Source organism: Leucobacter sp. WKLB1, from assembly GCF_059696215.1.
In genome coordinates this window covers 1,168,448-1,185,210 of the sequence record NZ_AP046115.1, presented here as the reverse complement: position 1 = coordinate 1,185,210, position 16,763 = coordinate 1,168,448, and the positions used below count along the sequence as shown (strand labels likewise).

The following is a 16,763-nucleotide window of genomic DNA, read 5'->3' as shown; positions in this document are numbered from 1 at the left end:
TCACCGCGCAGTCGGAAACCAGTCGAAAAGTTCGGGCTGGTGCGCATGCACGAGCACGGCGAAGACGACCGCGTCGAACAGCAGATGCACGGTCACGACGTAAGACAGCGACCGGGTGCGCAAGAAAATAATTCCCTGCACCAGCGCGAAAGGAATCGTGAGCCACGGCCCCCAGGCGCGATACCCCAGTTCCCACAGGAACGACACGAACACGATCGTCTGCAGCAGGTTCGCCGCCCACGCCGGAAAGTGCCGCAGCAGCAGCGCGAACACCGTGCAGATGAAGAAGAGTTCGTCCCAGATTCCGACGGCGCCGACGCCGACGAAGAGCCGGGCGATGAGCTCGGGGGTGTCGACGACGGGCCAGTTCGCGTAGACGCCCGATGAGATGAAATACCAGGGCAGGATCAGCCACGCGAGCACGAGCACCGCGACCAGCCAGGCCCAGTGGTATCTGCCCCAGCGCTCGCCTCGGGCGCTCCCCGCGCCGCGCCAGGGGAATGAGGTGGCGCGGTCGCGGTAGACGTACCGCGAAATGAGATACGGCACGGCGACGGCGCCCCCGAGCGCAAGCGTGAACTTCACCATCGACGCAGTGTCGAGGTGTGCTGCGAGCGGGATCACCCGCACGATCGACAGGCCGATCACAATGAGTGAGAGATCGCGCAGCAACGACGGAGGGCGCTCGCCGGCACGGGCAATTGCCCCTGCCGGCGTCGCGTCGTCGCGCCCGGCGCGCGATGTCCAGGCCGCGAGCGCGAGGCCGACGACGCCGAGGCCGACCCCGAGCCAAATCTCATGGATCACGAACCATGCGGGCGCCATCAGGCAGACCATCAGCGCTGCGCAGACGGCCGCCGGGCGCGTGCGCCGCGCGAGCATCAGCGTCTCGGCTCCGCCCTCGCGCCCGGGCATCAGCTGAAGTGCCCGCTCACGGGGCCCGGCGCGTCGGCGAGCAGCACCAGTCGATCGTCGATGGGGAACGGCAGTGCGAAGTTCGCGACCACGGCACCGATGTCTCCGAAGTCGTCTTCTTTCGCTCCGATGCCTTCGGGCGACACCTCGACGATGCGCGCGCGGATCCACTCGCCGGCATCGGTGCGCAGTGCGTAGATCTCCGCGAGATACCCGATGCCGATCTCTTCGAGTGCGGCTTCAGCGTCGAGCCAGTCGATCGGCGCGGTGGCACGAGGCCGCCCCAGAAGGTCGAACGGCACGAACCCATCGCCCTCGGGTTCGATCCAGCCGACGAGCTCTCCGTCTTCGCGGCGATGAGGAATCCAACTCTTGGGGAGGCTCATGCAGCGAGCCTAGCAAGCTGCTCCGCTGGGGTTCGAGTGCGAGTTCATATGCGGGTTCGCGCGTGCCGCAAGAGTCGATCAGGATTGAAGAAGTCAATGTCGGCGGCCCCCATTATTCTGGCTCCATGACCTCATCTCACGTTGCAGATTCGCACGACCGAATTCGAGTCCGGGGTGCCCGCGAGCACAACTTGAAAGATGTCAGCGTTGACTTGCCGAAGCGACGGCTCACGGCGTTCACCGGGGTCTCGGGTTCCGGCAAGAGCTCGCTCGTGTTCGGTACGATCGCGGCCGAGTCGCAGCGACTCATCAACGAGACCTACAGCGCCTTCGTGCAGGGCTTCATGCCGTCGCAGAGTCGACCCGATGTCGACGTGCTCGAAGGCCTCACAACGGCCATCATCGTCGACCAGGAACGCATGGGCGCGAACCCGCGCTCCACCGTCGGCACGGCCACCGACGTCAACGCGATGCTGCGCATCGTCTTCTCGCGCCTCGGGGCTCCGCGCATCGGGTCTCCGAATGCGTTCTCGTTCAACGTCGCCTCGATCAGCGGCGCGGGCGTGGTCACACTCGAGAAGGGCGGCAAAACGGTCAAGGAGCGCCGCAGCTTCGAGATTCTCGGCGGCATGTGCCCGACCTGCGAGGGCCGGGGCACCGTGAGCGACTTCGCGCTCGATGAGCTCTACGACGCTCAGAAGTCACTGGCCGATGGCGCCCTGAAAGTGCCCGGGTTCAGCATGGACGGCTGGTACGGTCGCATCTTCGCCGCGCTGCTGCCCATGGACACGCCCATCGGCGACTTCACCGACGAGCAGATGCACGTGCTGCTCCACGACGAGCCCCGCAAGATCAAGGCCGACGGTGTCAACGTCACGTACGAGGGCCTCATCCCGCGAATCCAGAAGTCGATGCTCTCGAAAGACCGCGAGGCCATGCAGCCCCACATTCGGGCATTCGTGGATCGTGCGATCGTCTTCCACGCCTGCCCCGACTGCGGCGGCACCCGCCTCAACGAGACGGCGCGCTCCTCGAAGATCTCAGGCAAGTCGATCGCCGATGTCTGCGCGATGCAGATCACCGACCTCGCCGAGTGGGTGCGCGGCATCGACGATCCGGGCATCGCTCCGCTGGTCGAAAAGCTCACCGACACCCTCGACTCTTTCGTGCAAATCGGGTTGGGCTATCTCAGCCTGGATCGCCCGACCGGCACCCTCTCCGGTGGCGAGTCGCAGCGCACGAAGATGATCCGGCACCTCGGCTCCCCCATCACCGATGCGACGTATGTGTTCGACGAGCCCTCGATCGGCCTGCACCCGCACGATATCCAGCGCATGAATCAACTCCTACTGAAACTGCGCGACAAGGGCAACACCGTGCTCGTCGTGGAGCACAAGCCCGAAATGATCGCCATCGCCGACCACGTCGTCGACCTCGGGCCGCGGGCAGGCACGAACGGCGGTGAGATCTGTTTCGAGGGCACCGTCGCCGAGCTCCGCACCTCAGGCACGCTCACGGGTCAGCACCTCGACGATCGGGCGCGGGTGAAAGATTCGGTACGCACCTCTTCAGGTGCCCTCGAAGTGCGCGGAGCTGATCGCCACAACCTGCAGAACGTCGACGTCGACGTGCCGCTCGGCGTACTGTGCGCCGTGACCGGGGTCGCTGGGTCGGGCAAGAGCACCCTGATCGGCAACTACGTCGCCAACCGTGACGACGTGGTCGCCGTCGACCAAGGCGCGATCAAGGGATCCCGACGCTCGAACCCGGCGACGTACACCGGGCTGCTCGATCCGGTGCGCACCGCGTTCGCGAAGGCGAACGGCGTGAAGCCCGCGCTCTTCAGCGCGAACTCGGAGGGCGCGTGCCCCGAGTGCAAGGGCGCGGGCATCATCTACACCGATCTCGGCATGATGGCCACGATGGAGAGCGTCTGCGAGGTGTGCGAGGGCAAGCGCTTCGACGCCGCAGTACTCGACTACACCTACGGCGGCAAGAATATCGCCGAGGTGCTCGACCTCTCCATGGCCGAGGCCAGTGAGTTCTTCTCCGCACCCGACACCAAGATCGCCAAGGCCGCAAAGATTCTCGACCGGCTCGTCGACGTCGGCATCGGGTACATCAAGCTCGGCCAGCCACTGTCCACGCTGTCAGGCGGTGAGCGTCAGCGTCTCAAACTCGCGATCCACATGCTCGAGGACGCCGACATCTACGTGCTCGACGAGCCGACCACCGGGTTGCATCTCGCCGACGTCGAGCAGCTGCTCGGCCTCCTCGATCGCCTGGTCGATGTGGGCAAGAGTGTGATCGTGATCGAGCATCATCAGGCAGTCATGGCGCACGCCGACTGGATCATCGACCTCGGCCCCGGCGCGGGTCAGCAGGGCGGCACCATCGTATTCGAGGGCACACCCGCCGACCTCATCGCCGCCAAGTCGACCCTCACCGGCGAGCACCTCGCGGAGTACGTCGCGGGGTGACGCCGCTCGCCCATCATTCCGCGGCCGGGGCGCTCTCCGACTCGTTGAGCGCACGGATCAGACGGTAGAGATCGCCGACCGCTCGCCGGCGAGGCGTGAAGACGATGCGGTGCAGATCGAGCGCATCGTGATCGGCGCGCTCCGAATCGAGGGGCTCGGTGCGCGCGATCTCGCCGGCTTCGCACAGTCCGGCAAAGCGACGGTTCAAGTCGGCGATCTCGGCATCGGTGGGGGCGGCGCGCACTCTCAGCACCAGCTGCTCGCCTTGCCAGCGCAGCGAGTCGTAGTTGCGCCAGAACCCGGTGACCTCGGCGATCGCGGCCTCCGGAGAATCAGTGATGAGCACGCGGTCGAGGTCATCGACGGAGATCAAGCCGGCGCCCGCCAGCTCCTCGATCACGAAGCGTGCGAACCCGCGCCAGTACGTGCCGCCCGCACGATCCAGCAACACGATCGGCATCGGCTCCATCTTGCCGGTCTGTTGCAGGGTGAGGAGTTCGAAGGTCTCGTCCATCGTGCCGAATCCCCCGGGCAGGCAGACGAAGCCGCGCGATTCTTTGACGAGCATGAGCTTGCGGGTGAAGAAGTACTTCATCGCGACGCGGTGCCCATCATCGGCCGGCTCGTCGAGCGGTGTCTCCTCAAACGGAAGTCGAATCGAGACGCCGAGCGACCGCTCGGGCCCCGCCCCCGTCGCGGCCGCCTCCATGATGCCCGGCCCGGCCCCCGTCACGACCATCCACCCGCGCTCGGCGAGCCCGCGTGCGGCGGCCTCAGCGCCGAGCCACAGCGGATCCTTCGACTGGGTGCGCGCCGAACCGAAAATCGTGACCTTGGGGATGCCGACGAACGGCGCGAACAGTCGGAACGCGGCGCGCATCTCCTCGACCGCGGAAGCCGTGATTTTCAGGTCGAGTCGGCTGGTTCCGTCAGATCCCAGGCCCAGTCCCGCGGTGAGAATGCGACGGATCAGCCCCCGCTGCGCCCCAGCACCGGCGGTCTCGATGATCGCGTCGAGCTGCTCGCCCACAGCTTCAGGGTACGCGGCAGCCGCCTCCACACATGTGCTCACGGCCTGCGGATCATCTGAGTGTTGCTGCGCTTCGGTACTCACGCTCACAGTCTAGGAGCGCCGACCAGTAGGCTGGCCGCATGCCGACACGGCGCGCTCATCTCTCCCCTCAGACCGCACATGGACAGCTTGCGGCGGCGCTCGCCGCGCTCCGAGAGGCGAACGCAATCCCTGACAGGTTCCCCGAAGACGCCGTTACCGAGGCCGCCGCCGCGCAGACGACGGTGCCCGATCTCGACCTTCGTGAGATCCCGTTCGTCACGCTCGACCCACCAGGGTCGCAAGACCTCGACCAGGCGTTCCACATCGAGCGCGCTGCTTCGGGGTACATCGTGCGTTACGCGATCGCCGACCTGCCCGGATTCGTCGCACCGGGCGGCGCACTCGATCGCGAAGCACGCGAGCGCGGTCAAACCCTCTACCTGCCCGATGCCCGGGTTTCGTTGCATCCGCCGGAGCTCAGCGAGGGACGGGCGTCGCTTCTCCCGGGTGAAGATCGCGTCGCCTACGTGTGGACCGTCGAGGTCGATGCCGCCGGCGCCGACCATTCCGGTCGTGTCGAACGCGCGCACGTGCGCTCGCGCGCCCAGCTCGACTACCCGTCGGCCCAGGCCGACCTCGATGCGGGCACCGCTGACGCGATGCTGCAGCTGCTCCCGGAAGTCGGCAAACTCCGCATCGCGCAGGAGCGCGCCCGTGGCGGAGCGAGCCTGAACATGCCCGATGAGGAGGTCGTGCGCGACCCTGACGGGTATCGGATCGTGCGTCGTTACGCGCTCCCCATCGAGGAGTGGAACGCGCAGCTCTCGCTGCTCGCCGGCATCACGGCCGGCCGCATGATGCTGGAGGCGGGTGTCGGCATCCTGCGCACCATGCCCGCCCCCGACGACGATGCGCTCGCCAGTTTCCGCACGAAGGTCGCCGCGCTCGGGCATCCGTGGCCCCGCGGCCTCGCGTACGGCGAGTACCTGGAGCAACTCGATGAGCACTCGCCTACGACGCCGGGCGTGCTGCAGGCCGCCGCGACGCTGTTTCGGGGTGCCGACTACACCCCCTTCGATGGCACGATTCCCGAGCAACCGCTCCAAGCGGCGATCGCCGCCCCCTACGCCCACGTCACCGCGCCGCTGCGCCGCCTCGTCGATCGGTGGGGCCTCGTCATCTGCGCCGCGATCTGCGCGGGCGAGCCGATCCCGAGCTGGGCACGCGATTCACTCGACGAGCTGCCCGCCCTGATGCGCTCATCGAATCAGCGTGCCGGGCAGATCGGTGCCGCGGCGATCGACCGCGTCGAGGCGGCGCTCCTGCGCGACCGCGTCGGCGAGGTACTCTCCGCAGTCGTCGTGGAAGTGCGCGGCGAGCGCGCACGCGTGCAGCTCGACGACCCGGCGGTCACCGCACAGGTCTCGGCGAGCGGCTTCACCGCCGGCACGCGCGTCGATGTGCGCGTCGCGGCTGCGGATGTCGCGTCGGGAACCGTGCAGCTGGAGCCCGCAGAAGCGCCGGAACCCTCCGCGGTAGACACGACGCCATCGAGTGCGACAACGCACCGCGCGAGCGCCTGACCACTCGGCTCAGGCCGTGACGACCTCCGGTGATCCGGAGCCCACCGATGCGGGCATCTCAGCCGCGAGTCGGTTCGCCTCCTCGATCAACGTCGCCACGATCTCGCTCTCGGGCACCGTCTTGATGACCTCGCCCTTGACGAAGATCTGCCCCTTGCCATTGCCTGATGCCACGCCCAGATCTGCTTCGCGCGCTTCGCCCGGCCCGTTCACGACGCAGCCCATGACCGCGACCCGCAGCGGCACGCTCATGCCCTCGAGCCCCTGCGTCACCTCTTCGGCGAGTGTGTACACGTCAACCTGAGCTCGGCCGCACGACGGGCACGACACGATCTCGAGCTTGCGCTCTCGCAGGTTCAGCGACTGCAAGATCTGCAGCCCGACTTTGACCTCCTCGACCGGGGGCGCCGAGAGCGAGACGCGAATCGTGTCGCCGATGCCCTCGGAGAGCAGGATGCCGAACGCCGTCGCACTCTTGATGGTGCCCTGGAATGCCGGGCCCGCCTCGGTGACGCCGAGGTGCAGCGGCCAGTCGCCCCGCTCGGCGAGCTGCCGGTACGCCTTGACCATGACGATCGGGTCGTTGTGCTTCACCGAGATCTTGAAGTCGTGGAAGTCGTGCTCCTCGAACAGCGACGCCTCCCAGACCGCGCTCTCGACGAGCGCCTCGGGAGTGGCTTTGCCGTACTTCTGCAGCAGTCGAGGGTCGAGTGATCCGGCGTTGACGCCGATGCGCAGGGAGACACCGGCGGCCTGGGCTCGACGCGCGATCTCGCCGACCTGGTCGTCGAACTTGCGAATGTTGCCGGGATTCACGCGCACCGCGGCGCAACCGGCGTCGATCGCCGCATACACGTAGTTCGGCTGGAAGTGGATATCGGCGATGACCGGGATCTGACTCTTCTTCGCGATGATCGGCAACGCCTCGGCATCATCACGGCTCGGGCAGGCCACGCGCACGATGTCGCAGCCGGCGGCAGTGAGCTCGGCGATCTGCTGCAGCGTCGCGTTGATGTCGGTCGTGGGGGTCGTGGTCATGGACTGCACGGAGACCGGAGCGTTGCCGCCCACGGTGACCGACCCGACCTGGATCGCCCGGGATGTACGGCGCGGGGCGAGTACTTCGGGGACCTGGGGCATTCCCAAATTGACTGCTGGCACGCTGCCGAGTCTACTCTCGCGAGATGCGCGCGACCCCCGGGTCCGGCGTGCACGCGCGACGGTCACAGCTGCCGGTCAGCCGAACAGCGACACCGGCTTCACGATATCCGCGTAGACGAGCAGCACCAACATGGCACCGATAACGACAGCGACCGCCATCGTGACCGGTGCCATTTTTGCGGTGTCGATCGGCCCCGGATCGGGCCGGCCCAGCAGTCGAGCGATACCGCGCTTCAGCCACTCGTACACCGCACCGATGATATGCCCGCCATCGAGCGGCATCAGCGGCACGAGGTTGAACACGAACAGCGCGACATTGAGCGACCCGAGCAGCCCGATGATGGTCTGGGCGCGCGCCGCGACCGGCGCGTCTTCGAGACTGACGATCTCGCCCGCCATGCGGCCGACGCCGACGACGCTGATGGGCCCGTTCGGGTCACGCGCTTCCGACCCGAACGCGGCGTTCCAGACATCGACCATGCGTTCGGGCATGCGCACGACGATTCCAACCACGCTCGAAACGTTCTCGCCCAGGAATGCAGGGACGGCAGTGATGGGCTGCTGCACGTTCTCGCTGGCCGGGGTCGCGCCGATCATGCCGACGACTTCGGTTTTCACGGTGCCGTCGGCGTTCTCGACGACCTTGCCCGACGCGTCGGTCACGGCGCGCTCGTTTTCGACCGGGGTGAGCTGCAGCGTCTGCTCGGCGCCGTCGCGCTCGATGCGCACCGCAAGCGACGTGCCCGGGGCGTCAGAGACGATCGATCGGAACTGTTCCCAGCTCGTGATCGCCGTGCCATTTACGGAGCGGATCGTGTCGCCCGGGCGCAAGCCGGCGGCGGCGGCGGGCGCCGCGGGATCATCGCTGCTGCACGAGGTCGCCGTACTCGATGCCGACACGAGGCACTCGCTCACCTGGCCGAGCGTGGTGCTGTTCTGCGGCACGCCGAATCCGACGAGCACGATCGCGAAGAACACGAACGCGAGCACGAGGTTCATCAGCGGCCCGCCGAGCATGATGACGATCTTCTTCCACGGCGCCAGCCGATAGAAGGTGCGGTGATCCTCGCCCTCGTCAATGGACTCCGCGCTCGCGAGCCGCGCATCTTCGACCATGCCGACGACGCCGCGCTTTGGCGCCTCATCGGTTCGCGCCTCTGAATGCTTACTGGCCACCGACGTGCCGAGGGCGGACCCGTCCTGAACTACTGTGTTCAAGAAACCAGTCGTTGACTCGCGGGGGGCCTCCCCCGGCTTGCCCGGAGGGAACATGCCGGTCATCGCGACATAGCCGCCGAGTGGGATCAGCTTGACGCCGTACTCGGTTTCGCCCTTCCGCTTCGACCAGATCGTGCGACCGAACCCCAGCATGTACTGAGTCACTTTGACTTTGAAGAGTTTTGCCGGCACCAGGTGCCCGATTTCGTGCAGGCCAATGGAGACGGCGAGCCCGACCACGAAGATCAGGATGCCGAGCACGTAGAGCAGAACCTCAGTCACTAGCTCAGATTACTGCGCGGTGCTGTGGGGTTTCGGGGAGCACCCCGGGGAGGAGCCGTGCGTCACCGGGTACGGTCGGAGATCGCCTGCTGCGCGCGCTCGCGCGCCTGGCGCTCGGCCTCGGTGAGCGTTTCGACTGTCAGTGTTGCCGGTGTCGCATGCGCCTCGACCACCTCGCGCACCGCGTCGACGATGTCGAGGAATCCAATACGCCCCGCATGGAATGCCTCGACTGCCTCCTCGTTCGCGGCGTTGTAAGCCGCGGGGTAAGTCGAGCGTGCCCGCCCGACCTCCTTGGCCAGTTCGACCGCGGGAAAGGTCTCGTCGTCGAGCGGCGCGAAGTCCCAGCTCGACGCGGAACGCCAATCGAGCGGTACCCCGACGTTCGCCATGCGATCCGGCCACGACAACCCCAGCGCGATCGGCAGCCGCATGTCAGGCGGCGACGCCTGCGCAATCGTCGAGCCATCGACGAACTCGACCATCGAGTGCACGATCGATTGCGGGTGCACCACGACATCGATGTCTCCGTATGAGACGCCGAAGAGCAGGTGAGCCTCAATGACTTCGAGCCCCTTGTTGACGAGCGTCGCGGAATTCGTCGTGACCACACGCCCCATGTTCCAGGTCGGGTGGGCCATGGCCTCGGCCGGAGTCACCTCGCGGAGTTCGTCACGAGTGCGGCCTCGAAACGGGCCGCCTGAAGCGGTGAGGATCAGCCGGCGCACTTCATCGCGGCTGCCCGAGCGCAGTGCCTGCGCGATGGCCGAGTGCTCGGAATCGACCGGCACGATCTGGCCCGACTTCGCAAGTCCGGTGACCAGGTCTCCCCCAACGATCAGCGACTCCTTGTTCGCGAGCGCGAGAGTGCGACCGGCCTCGAGCGCAGCGATCGTCGGCCCCAGCCCGACCGAGCCCGTGATGCCGTTGAGCACAAGGTCTGCCTGAACGTCATGGATCAGCCGCACGGCGTCGGCCGCACCGAGCGCCGTGTGCTCCACGTTGAATTCATCGGCCTGCTGCTGCAGCCGATCCGCCTGCGTGCCCGCGACGAGGCCCGAGACTTGGTACCTTGCCGGGTGCTTGCGAATGACGTCGAGCGCCTGCTCGCCGATCGAACCGGTGGAACCCAGAATGATGACGCGCTTCATGCGTCCAGGCTACTCGGCGACCGCGCAGCCTGCACGGAGCCCCCGCACAGCAGTGCCCCGATGCTCGAAAGCACCGGGGCACTGCGCATCCAGGGATTACTGAGTTGACGCGTCGGCGTGCACCGTGCCCAAGATGTCGAGCACGAACACCATGACGTCGTCGCTTTCGTGCCCCATTTGTTCAAGCCCTGCGGCACCGTACCCACCGTCTTCTGCGGGTACGATCGAAATGATCTGCGAGCCGACCTTTTGACCCTCGAGCGCTTTCTGGAATCCACCGATCACACCGTCCGTGGTGAAGTCGGTGGGAGCCCCTCGGCTCCAGCTCGAGTCAAACTCTTCGCCTGTGCGCCAAATGACGCCGCGGTAGTTGACGTACACGCGATCGCCAGGTTCGACGGTCTCGCCGTCCCCCTCAATGAGCGTCGCGATCTCGAGCTTCGACGGCGGGTCGACGTCCTTCGGAATCGTGATTGTGGGCTCGCCATCGTCGGCGAGCGTCACAGTCGGGTAGCCATCGGGAGCTGCGACCGTCTTGCCTTCGGCTTTCTTGAGCAACTGGTCGTCAGACAGCGTGCCAGGCTCACTGGCTGCTGCGGAATCATCGGCCGAAGCATCGGCGATCTCGCCGAACTCCATGACGATGACGAGCGAGTCATCTTTCGTCACGCCCTCGAGCCCGCTATCCGCGGGATCCGCATCGCCGAACACCTCAGCGTAGGGTGCAGCGAGCGCGATCTGCTCGCCCTTCGTTGCACAACGCAGGCCATCGTAAGCCCACTCCGTCAGGCCATCCTTGGCGACCGCAATCTCGCTCGCCGGCAGCTGCTGCAGTACCGACCCATCTGCCCCGTTGAAGAGCGTCATCGAGGTGAGAACGTTCTGCCCTTCCTTGACGACGTCGCCCGAGCCTTCCTTGAGCACGGAACGCTCGACCTTCTTCGCCGACACCGGTGTCTTCGAAGTGAGCTTGAGGTCTTCACCCACCGAGCCCGATACCGTCACGCCCGAACTGGCGGAACCACCGGCGAGGCAGTCGGCTCCCGAAGCATCGGCCTTTGCCGACCCGCCGGTGGTGCACCCGACCAGCAGCAGGGCGCCGACGAGGGCAGCGGGAGCGAGTACGCGCGTCAATTTCACAGTGGTAGCAGTCCTTTGGTTCGCGAGAGGCCGCGCGACCCGATCAGCGTGCTGCGATGCGAGACGGTCGGAGTGCGGCCATGAATGCTCTCCGAGTATGTCGCATTTCGCGCCGTTTCGGCTGAGAGGCGCCCGATGTTCCCCTGTGCGGAGTCTCAGCCGCGATCGGCGAGCGCCGCAGCGTACAACTCGCGAGAGGAGAGACCGGTCGCTTCCGCCACCGCTCGCGTCGCGTCTTTCAGGCGTTCGCCGCCGCGCACCCGCTCCTGTACCTCGGCGAGTGCGGTTTCCGGTGAGGTCTCGGCTTCGGGAGCGCCCCCGACCACCACGACGATCTCACCTCGAACGCCATCCGCGGCCCACGCGGCGAGATCGCTCAGGCCTCCACGACGCACCTCCTCATGCAGTTTGGTGAGTTCTCTGCACACCGCGGCGGGGCGGTCGTCACCGAAGGCCGAAGCCAAGTCGGTGAGTGATGCGGCGAGCCTCGTCGGCGCTTCGAAGAACACCAGGGTGCGTCGCTCGGTGGCGAGCTCGCGCAGGGTGCGGGATCGCTCGCCCGCCTTGCGCGGCAGAAAGCCCTCGAAGGCGAATCGGTCGGTGGGCAGCCCCGCAACGGCGAGCGCGGTGATCACGGCACTCGGGCCCGGGATCGCACTCACCTCGACCCCGCTTTCCGCAGCGAGCTGTACAACGCGGAAGCCGGGGTCCGAAACGGTGGGCATGCCCGCGTCGCTGACGAGCACGATGTCTTCGTCCCGTGCGCGCTCCACGAGCGACGCCGCACGCTCGTGCTCATTGTGGTCGTGCAGGGCGATGAGTTCTGGGCGATTCTCGATCTCGAGAAGCCGCAGCAGCTGGGCGGTGTGCCGGGTGTCTTCCGCCGCAACGACAGTGGCGGCCTCGAGCGTCGAGCGCAAACGCGTCGATGCATCACCGAGATTGCCGATGGGAGTCGCGGCGAGAATGATCATGCGTCAATCGTAGGCGCAGCCACCAGTCGCTGTACGCGGTGCCGCCCGCTGACGGCCTTCGGAAGACTCAGGCCTGAGCTTCGATATCGGTGGTCGCTGCCAGAATGGAACATATGAGCGATCCCCAGTTGCCGACCGCCCCACCTTCTCACCCCTACGCCGTCCCCGAGCGCCCCTCCCCGCGAGGCTCGGGCGCGCTGTCGATCGCGTCGATGGGTGCCGGCCTGGCAGGCATCGTCACCGCGGTGATCTCGCTGCTGTACTTCGCCCCGGGCGCGATCCTCGCCGCGCTCCTCGGCCTCGCGGCGGTCGTTCTCGGCATCTTCGGCCTCATATCTCGGCTGCTGAAGGTTCCCGCGTTTGTCGGGGTGATCTCTGGCGCGATCTCCGTGGTCGCCGCGATCATCGTGGGCATCATGCTGCTGATCGTGTCGGCGACACCGACCGCCGCCGGCGGCTCGATCAGCGCTCCCGGCCAGTCGGGCACTACTGCGGAGATCGTGTGGCCGCAGAACATGGCGACGGGCGCAGTCACCTTTACCGCAGACGGAGTGGTGCCCTCAGACGCCCCCGAGTCGGAGGTCCCCGAACCGACGGAGTCGATCGCGACGAAACACCGGGTGCAGCTGTACGTCGACTACCGCTGCCCCTACTGCGGCCAGTTCGAATCCACGAACGGCGCGACCCTCGATCAGGTCGTGTCGAGCGGCCAGGTCACACTCGAGCTCACCCCGCTCTCGTTCCTCGATCGCATCGGCACCGACTATTACTCGTCTCGTGCGGCCGGCGCGCTCGCCTGCGTCGCCGATGCCCAGCCCGAAGCGGCCTGGGACGTGAACCGACACCTCTTCGACCGGAGCGTTCAGCCCGCAGAGTCCACGCCCGGACTCGACAATGACGCGCTCATCGACGCCGTCGACGCCGGTGCCGGCGGGTTGAACGACGATGCGCGATCCTGCATCGAAACCGAGAAGTTCGTTCCGTTTGCGCAGGCGCTGAATAGCTGGGCGTTTGCCAACCCGGTGCCGCACGCCGAAGACCCTGATCTCGCGGTCACAGGCACGCCGTTCGTCGTCGTAGACGGGGTGCCCTACTCCGGCGCGCTCGATGATTCGGGCGCGTTCACGAAGTTCCTCGCCGGTCAGGGCATCGCAGTGGGCGCCGCCTCCTAACCCCACCGCCCGCAAACTCCTGGTAGAGTTGGTCGGCTATGCATCAGACGAGCGAGCACCCAGGTTCCAACGCGTCAGCGGCCACGCCGACGCTTTTCTCGCGAACCGGTAAGGCGTACTTTCCGCTGGCCCTGATCTCACGGCTTCCGTTCGCGATGATGGTGATCGGGGTACTCACCCTGGTCGTCTCGGCCCGCGGATCGGTCGAACTCGGCGGCATCAATTCCGCAATGGTCGGCCTCGGAGTCGCCTGCTTCGGACCGATCATCGGCGCCGCTGCGGACCGCTTCGGACAGCGACCGACACTCCTCGTTGCCGCTGCGCTCAACAGCGTGCTGCTCGGGGCGCTCGCCTGGATCGCGTTTTCGTCGCTCCCGATCTGGGTGCTCTTCGTGGGTTCGTTCCTGGCCGGCGCCACCGTGCCGCAGACCTCGCCCATGTCACGATCGCGACTCGTCACGATCGTGACGCACGAGCTGCCCGCCGCGCGCCGTCCGCGCATGCTCTCGAACGTGCTCGCCTACGAGTCCGCTGCCGACGAAGTCATCTTCGTGTTCGGCCCGGTCATCGTCGGAGTGCTCGCGACCGCGTTCGGCGCCTGGGCGCCGGTTGCCGGAGCCGGCGCCCTAACCCTGATCTTCGTCACCGCGTTCGCTCTGCACCGCACCGCAGCACCCGCGCAGTCCGCCGCGGAGCGCGCCGCGGTGCTCACGCCGGCCTCGCAACTCGCGCGCCCCGCCTTGCTTGTCACCGTGGCCGGCATCATCACGGTCGGGCTCTTCTTCGGTTCGATGCTGACGTCGCTCACCTCCTTCATGCAAGATCGCGGTGACCCTGAGCGGGCCGGTTTGATCTATGGCGCGATGGGCGTCGGGTCCGCGATCTTCGCGATCGGTGTTGCCGCACTCCCCCCGAGGTTCTCACTGCGCGCACGCTGGCCGGTCTTCGCACTCTGCATCATCGCGGGCACCGCGCTGCTCCAGTTCGCGGTCGACATTCCGACGATGCTCCTGAGCCTGGCGGTCATGGGCATCGGTGTCGGTCCGTTGCTGGTCACGCTCTACAGTTTCGGCGCGCAACGCAGCCCGATCGGCCGCTCGGCGACCGTCATGACCATGCTGGGTTCGGGTCTGATGGTCGGCCAATCCGCGGCTGCCGCACTCACCGGCGTCATCGCGACCGACCTCGGCACGCAGGCCGCGCTGGTCCTCCCACTGGCGTCCGCGCTGCTCGCCCTCCTCACGGGCGCCGTGAACTGGTGGCTGAGCGGCCCGGGCGACCGCGCCGGCAGCGGACCGAACACCGCACCCGTGCATATCGCGGCCTCCGCTGCCGAGTAACCCGGGGCGACCCGTCTGCACGACGGTGCACTCGGAATAGGCCGAAGCATCACGGCGTTGCACGGGAGACCAGCATCGCCACTCACCGAGTGGAAGAATGGAGATCATGCCTGCATCTGCACTCAACACAGCGCTCACCGCGGCCGACGTCACCGAGCTGCGGGCCGCATTCCCCTACTTCGCGGCGAATGACGCGCTCCCCTCTGCGCCGGCATATCTCGACGCGGCAGCGACCTCGCAGCGCCCCGCGCGAGTGCTTGACGCTGAGCGGCGATTCCTTGAGACGGCGAACGCCGCAGTGCACCGCGGTACAAGCGGGGCTGTGGGCGAAGCGACCGCGGCGTTCGAGGGCGCCCGCGCCGCCGTCGCCGCGTTCGTCGGCGCAGCGAGCGCCGAGCAGATCGTGTGGGCAGAGAATGCGACCGACGCGCTGAACATCGTCGCCCTCGGCATCGGCGAGGCCAATGCGGGGTTAGGCGTCCCCGGCAGCGATCGATTCGCGCTCGAGCCCGGTGACGAAATCCTGGTGACCGAGGCCGAACATCACGCGAACCTCATTCCTTGGCAGCGGCTCGCGGCCAAGACCGGTGCAACGTTCCGCTACATCCCCGCGCGCGAAGACGGCACCTGGACCCTCGACGACGCTCGCGAAGCTCTGACCGAGCGCACGCGTATCTTTGCGTTCGCCCACGTCTCGAACGTGACCGGGTTCATCGCCCCTGTCGCTGAACTCGCAGAACTCGCGCGAGCGGTCGGAGCAATCACGGTGCTCGACGCCTGCCAGTCCGTACCGCACATCCCGGTCGACTTCGCAGCGCTCGGCGTCGACTTCGCCGCGTTTTCCAGCCACAAAATGCTCGGCCCGAACGGCATCGGTGTGCTGTACGGCAAACCCGAGCTGCTCGATGCGCTGCCGCCGTCGCGCACCGGTGGCTCCGCCATCACGAAGGTGACCATGGAGTCGGCGCTGTTCATGCCCGCTCCCCAGCGCTTCGAGCCGGGCACGCAACCGGTGTCGCAAGCCGTCGGGCTCGGCGCTGCCGTCGCCTTCCTCGAAGAGATCGGCATGTCGCGATCCGCAGCGCGTGAGCACGAGCTCGTCGACCGTCTCGTCGCCGGTATCGAAGCGACACCGGGCCTGCGACTGCTCGGCCCCGCCGACACGACGCAGCGCGTCGCGCTCACCGCGGTGTCGGTCGAGGGCGTGCACGCCCACGACGTCGGGCAGTTCCTCGACGAGCAGGGCGTGCTCGTGCGCGTGGGGCACCATTGCGCCCAGCCGCTGCACCGCGCACTCGGCATCACGTCGAGCACGCGCGCCAGCGTGCACGTCACCACGACAGAAGACGAGGTCGATCGGTTCCTCGACGCGCTCCGCGGCGCCCAGCGGTACTTCGGAGCGGAGGTGTCGGCGTGAGCGCGCTCGACGGGCTGTACCAAGAGGTCATTCTCGATCACTCGAAACGACCGATCGGCAAAGGTGACCTCGCCGCGGCCGAGTCGGCGCTCACCGCGTCGCATCACGAGTTCAACCCCAGCTGCGGCGACGAGATCGATCTCTCCATCTCGGTCGACCCCGAGACCGGTCGGATCGACCAGGTTGCTTGGGAAGGCCAGGGGTGCTCGATCTCGATGGCGTCGGCGTCGATCCTGTCGCAACTCGTGCGCGACGATCAGCTCACCATCGACGAGGCGCGCGTTCGCGTTGACGCGTTCCGCGAGATGATCCACGCGCGCGGCGAGGGCGAACCCGACGAGGAGTTGCTCGGCGACGCCGTCGCGCTCCAGGGCGTGTCCAAGTATGTGATGCGTGTCAAGTGCGCGATGCTCGGCTGGGTGGCACTCGAGGCCGACCTCAAGCAGGTCGAGGCGCAGCGGGGCTGACATCGCGTGTCGTCACCGCGAGG

At 67.1% G+C, this 16,763-nt stretch carries 14 protein-coding genes; 6 read left to right on the top strand and 8 right to left on the bottom strand.

Going from position 1 to position 16,763, the window contains the following annotated elements; genetic code table 11:
• Complete coding sequence (locus ACZF5Y_RS05435) at positions 1-882, bottom strand: CPBP family glutamic-type intramembrane protease (protein ID WP_497535303.1); 882 nt, start codon at positions 880-882, stop codon at positions 1-3.
• A gap of 32 nt (positions 883-914) precedes the next feature.
• Positions 915-1,301, bottom strand: a complete 387-nt coding sequence (locus tag ACZF5Y_RS05430; protein WP_497534805.1) for a hypothetical protein — start codon at positions 1,299-1,301, stop codon at positions 915-917.
• 125 nt (positions 1,302-1,426) lie between these two features.
• Between ACZF5Y_RS05430 and ACZF5Y_RS05425 the strand changes: the two genes are divergently transcribed.
• Positions 1,427-3,781, top strand: a complete 2,355-nt coding sequence (locus ACZF5Y_RS05425; protein WP_497534804.1) for an ATP-binding cassette domain-containing protein — start codon at positions 1,427-1,429, stop codon at positions 3,779-3,781.
• A gap of 13 nt (positions 3,782-3,794) precedes the next feature.
• On the opposite strand, the gene ACZF5Y_RS05420 is transcribed toward ACZF5Y_RS05425, so the two are convergent.
• Positions 3,795-4,841: an LOG family protein gene (locus tag ACZF5Y_RS05420; protein ID WP_497535302.1), complete on the bottom strand. Its 1,047-nt coding sequence runs from the start codon at positions 4,839-4,841 to the stop codon at positions 3,795-3,797.
• A gap of 92 nt (positions 4,842-4,933) precedes the next feature.
• Here ACZF5Y_RS05420 and ACZF5Y_RS05415 point away from each other — a divergent pair, with 92 nt between their 5' ends.
• Positions 4,934-6,418 carry an RNB domain-containing ribonuclease gene (locus ACZF5Y_RS05415; RefSeq protein WP_497534803.1) on the top strand — a complete coding sequence of 495 codons (1,485 nt, stop codon included), beginning with the start codon at positions 4,934-4,936 and terminating at the stop codon, positions 6,416-6,418.
• A gap of 9 nt (positions 6,419-6,427) precedes the next feature.
• Here ACZF5Y_RS05415 and ispG read toward each other — a convergent pair whose 3' ends face one another.
• From ispG to rsmI, 5 genes are all read right to left on the bottom strand, one after another.
• A complete protein-coding gene (gene ispG, locus ACZF5Y_RS05410; RefSeq protein WP_497534802.1) occupies positions 6,428-7,579 on the bottom strand; it encodes a flavodoxin-dependent (E)-4-hydroxy-3-methylbut-2-enyl-diphosphate synthase in 1,152 nt (383 codons plus the stop codon).
• Between the two features lie 75 nt (positions 7,580-7,654).
• Positions 7,655-9,079, bottom strand: a complete 1,425-nt coding sequence (locus ACZF5Y_RS05405; protein WP_497534801.1) for a M50 family metallopeptidase — start codon at positions 9,077-9,079, stop codon at positions 7,655-7,657.
• A gap of 62 nt (positions 9,080-9,141) precedes the next feature.
• Positions 9,142-10,230 carry a 1-deoxy-D-xylulose-5-phosphate reductoisomerase gene (gene dxr / locus ACZF5Y_RS05400; protein ID WP_497534800.1) on the bottom strand — a complete coding sequence of 363 codons (1,089 nt, stop codon included), beginning with the start codon at positions 10,228-10,230 and terminating at the stop codon, positions 9,142-9,144.
• A 96-nt stretch (positions 10,231-10,326) separates the two neighbouring features.
• Positions 10,327-11,370 (bottom strand): FKBP-type peptidyl-prolyl cis-trans isomerase, encoded by a 1,044-nt coding sequence (locus ACZF5Y_RS05395; protein ID WP_497534799.1) that lies wholly within the window; start codon positions 11,368-11,370, stop codon positions 10,327-10,329.
• Positions 11,371-11,525: 155 nt separating this feature from the next.
• Positions 11,526-12,344, bottom strand: a complete 819-nt coding sequence (gene rsmI, locus ACZF5Y_RS05390; protein WP_497534798.1) for a 16S rRNA (cytidine(1402)-2'-O)-methyltransferase — start codon at positions 12,342-12,344, stop codon at positions 11,526-11,528.
• Positions 12,345-12,457: 113 nt separating this feature from the next.
• Between rsmI and ACZF5Y_RS05385 the strand changes: the two genes are divergently transcribed.
• The 4 genes from ACZF5Y_RS05385 (at position 12,458) to sufU (ending at position 16,740) form a co-directional block, all read left to right on the top strand.
• A complete protein-coding gene (locus ACZF5Y_RS05385; RefSeq protein WP_497534797.1) occupies positions 12,458-13,516 on the top strand; it encodes a DsbA family protein in 1,059 nt (352 codons plus the stop codon).
• Positions 13,517-13,554: 38 nt separating this feature from the next.
• Positions 13,555-14,856: an MFS transporter gene (locus ACZF5Y_RS05380; RefSeq protein ID WP_497534796.1), complete on the top strand. Its 1,302-nt coding sequence runs from the start codon at positions 13,555-13,557 to the stop codon at positions 14,854-14,856.
• Between the two features lie 97 nt (positions 14,857-14,953).
• Complete coding sequence (locus ACZF5Y_RS05375) at positions 14,954-16,273, top strand: aminotransferase class V-fold PLP-dependent enzyme (protein WP_497534795.1); 1,320 nt, start codon at positions 14,954-14,956, stop codon at positions 16,271-16,273.
• Positions 16,270-16,740 (top strand): Fe-S cluster assembly sulfur transfer protein SufU, encoded by a 471-nt coding sequence (sufU, locus tag ACZF5Y_RS05370; RefSeq protein WP_497534794.1) that lies wholly within the window; start codon positions 16,270-16,272, stop codon positions 16,738-16,740. The genes ACZF5Y_RS05375 and sufU overlap by 4 nt, the downstream gene beginning before the upstream one ends.
• The last annotated feature ends 23 nt before the right edge of the window (positions 16,741-16,763 follow it).

Excerpts from the sequence above, each read along its gene's own strand:
- ACZF5Y_RS05415 (WP_497534803.1), top strand. The coding sequence starts at position 4,934 with ATGCCGACACGGCGCGCTCATCTCTCCCCTCAGACCGCACATGGACAG.
- ACZF5Y_RS05375 (WP_497534795.1), top strand. The coding sequence starts at position 14,954 with ATGGAGATCATGCCTGCATCTGCACTCAACACAGCGCTCACCGCGGCC.
- ACZF5Y_RS05435 (WP_497535303.1), bottom strand. The coding sequence starts at position 882 with ATGCTCGCGCGGCGCACGCGCCCGGCGGCCGTCTGCGCAGCGCTGATG.
- ACZF5Y_RS05430 (WP_497534805.1), bottom strand. The coding sequence starts at position 1,301 with ATGAGCCTCCCCAAGAGTTGGATTCCTCATCGCCGCGAAGACGGAGAG.
- ACZF5Y_RS05385 (WP_497534797.1), top strand. The coding sequence starts at position 12,458 with ATGAGCGATCCCCAGTTGCCGACCGCCCCACCTTCTCACCCCTACGCC.
- ACZF5Y_RS05380 (WP_497534796.1), top strand. The coding sequence starts at position 13,555 with ATGCATCAGACGAGCGAGCACCCAGGTTCCAACGCGTCAGCGGCCACG.
- ACZF5Y_RS05425 (WP_497534804.1), top strand. The coding sequence starts at position 1,427 with ATGACCTCATCTCACGTTGCAGATTCGCACGACCGAATTCGAGTCCGG.
- dxr (WP_497534800.1), bottom strand. The coding sequence starts at position 10,230 with ATGAAGCGCGTCATCATTCTGGGTTCCACCGGTTCGATCGGCGAGCAG.
- rsmI (WP_497534798.1), bottom strand. The coding sequence starts at position 12,344 with ATGATCATTCTCGCCGCGACTCCCATCGGCAATCTCGGTGATGCATCG.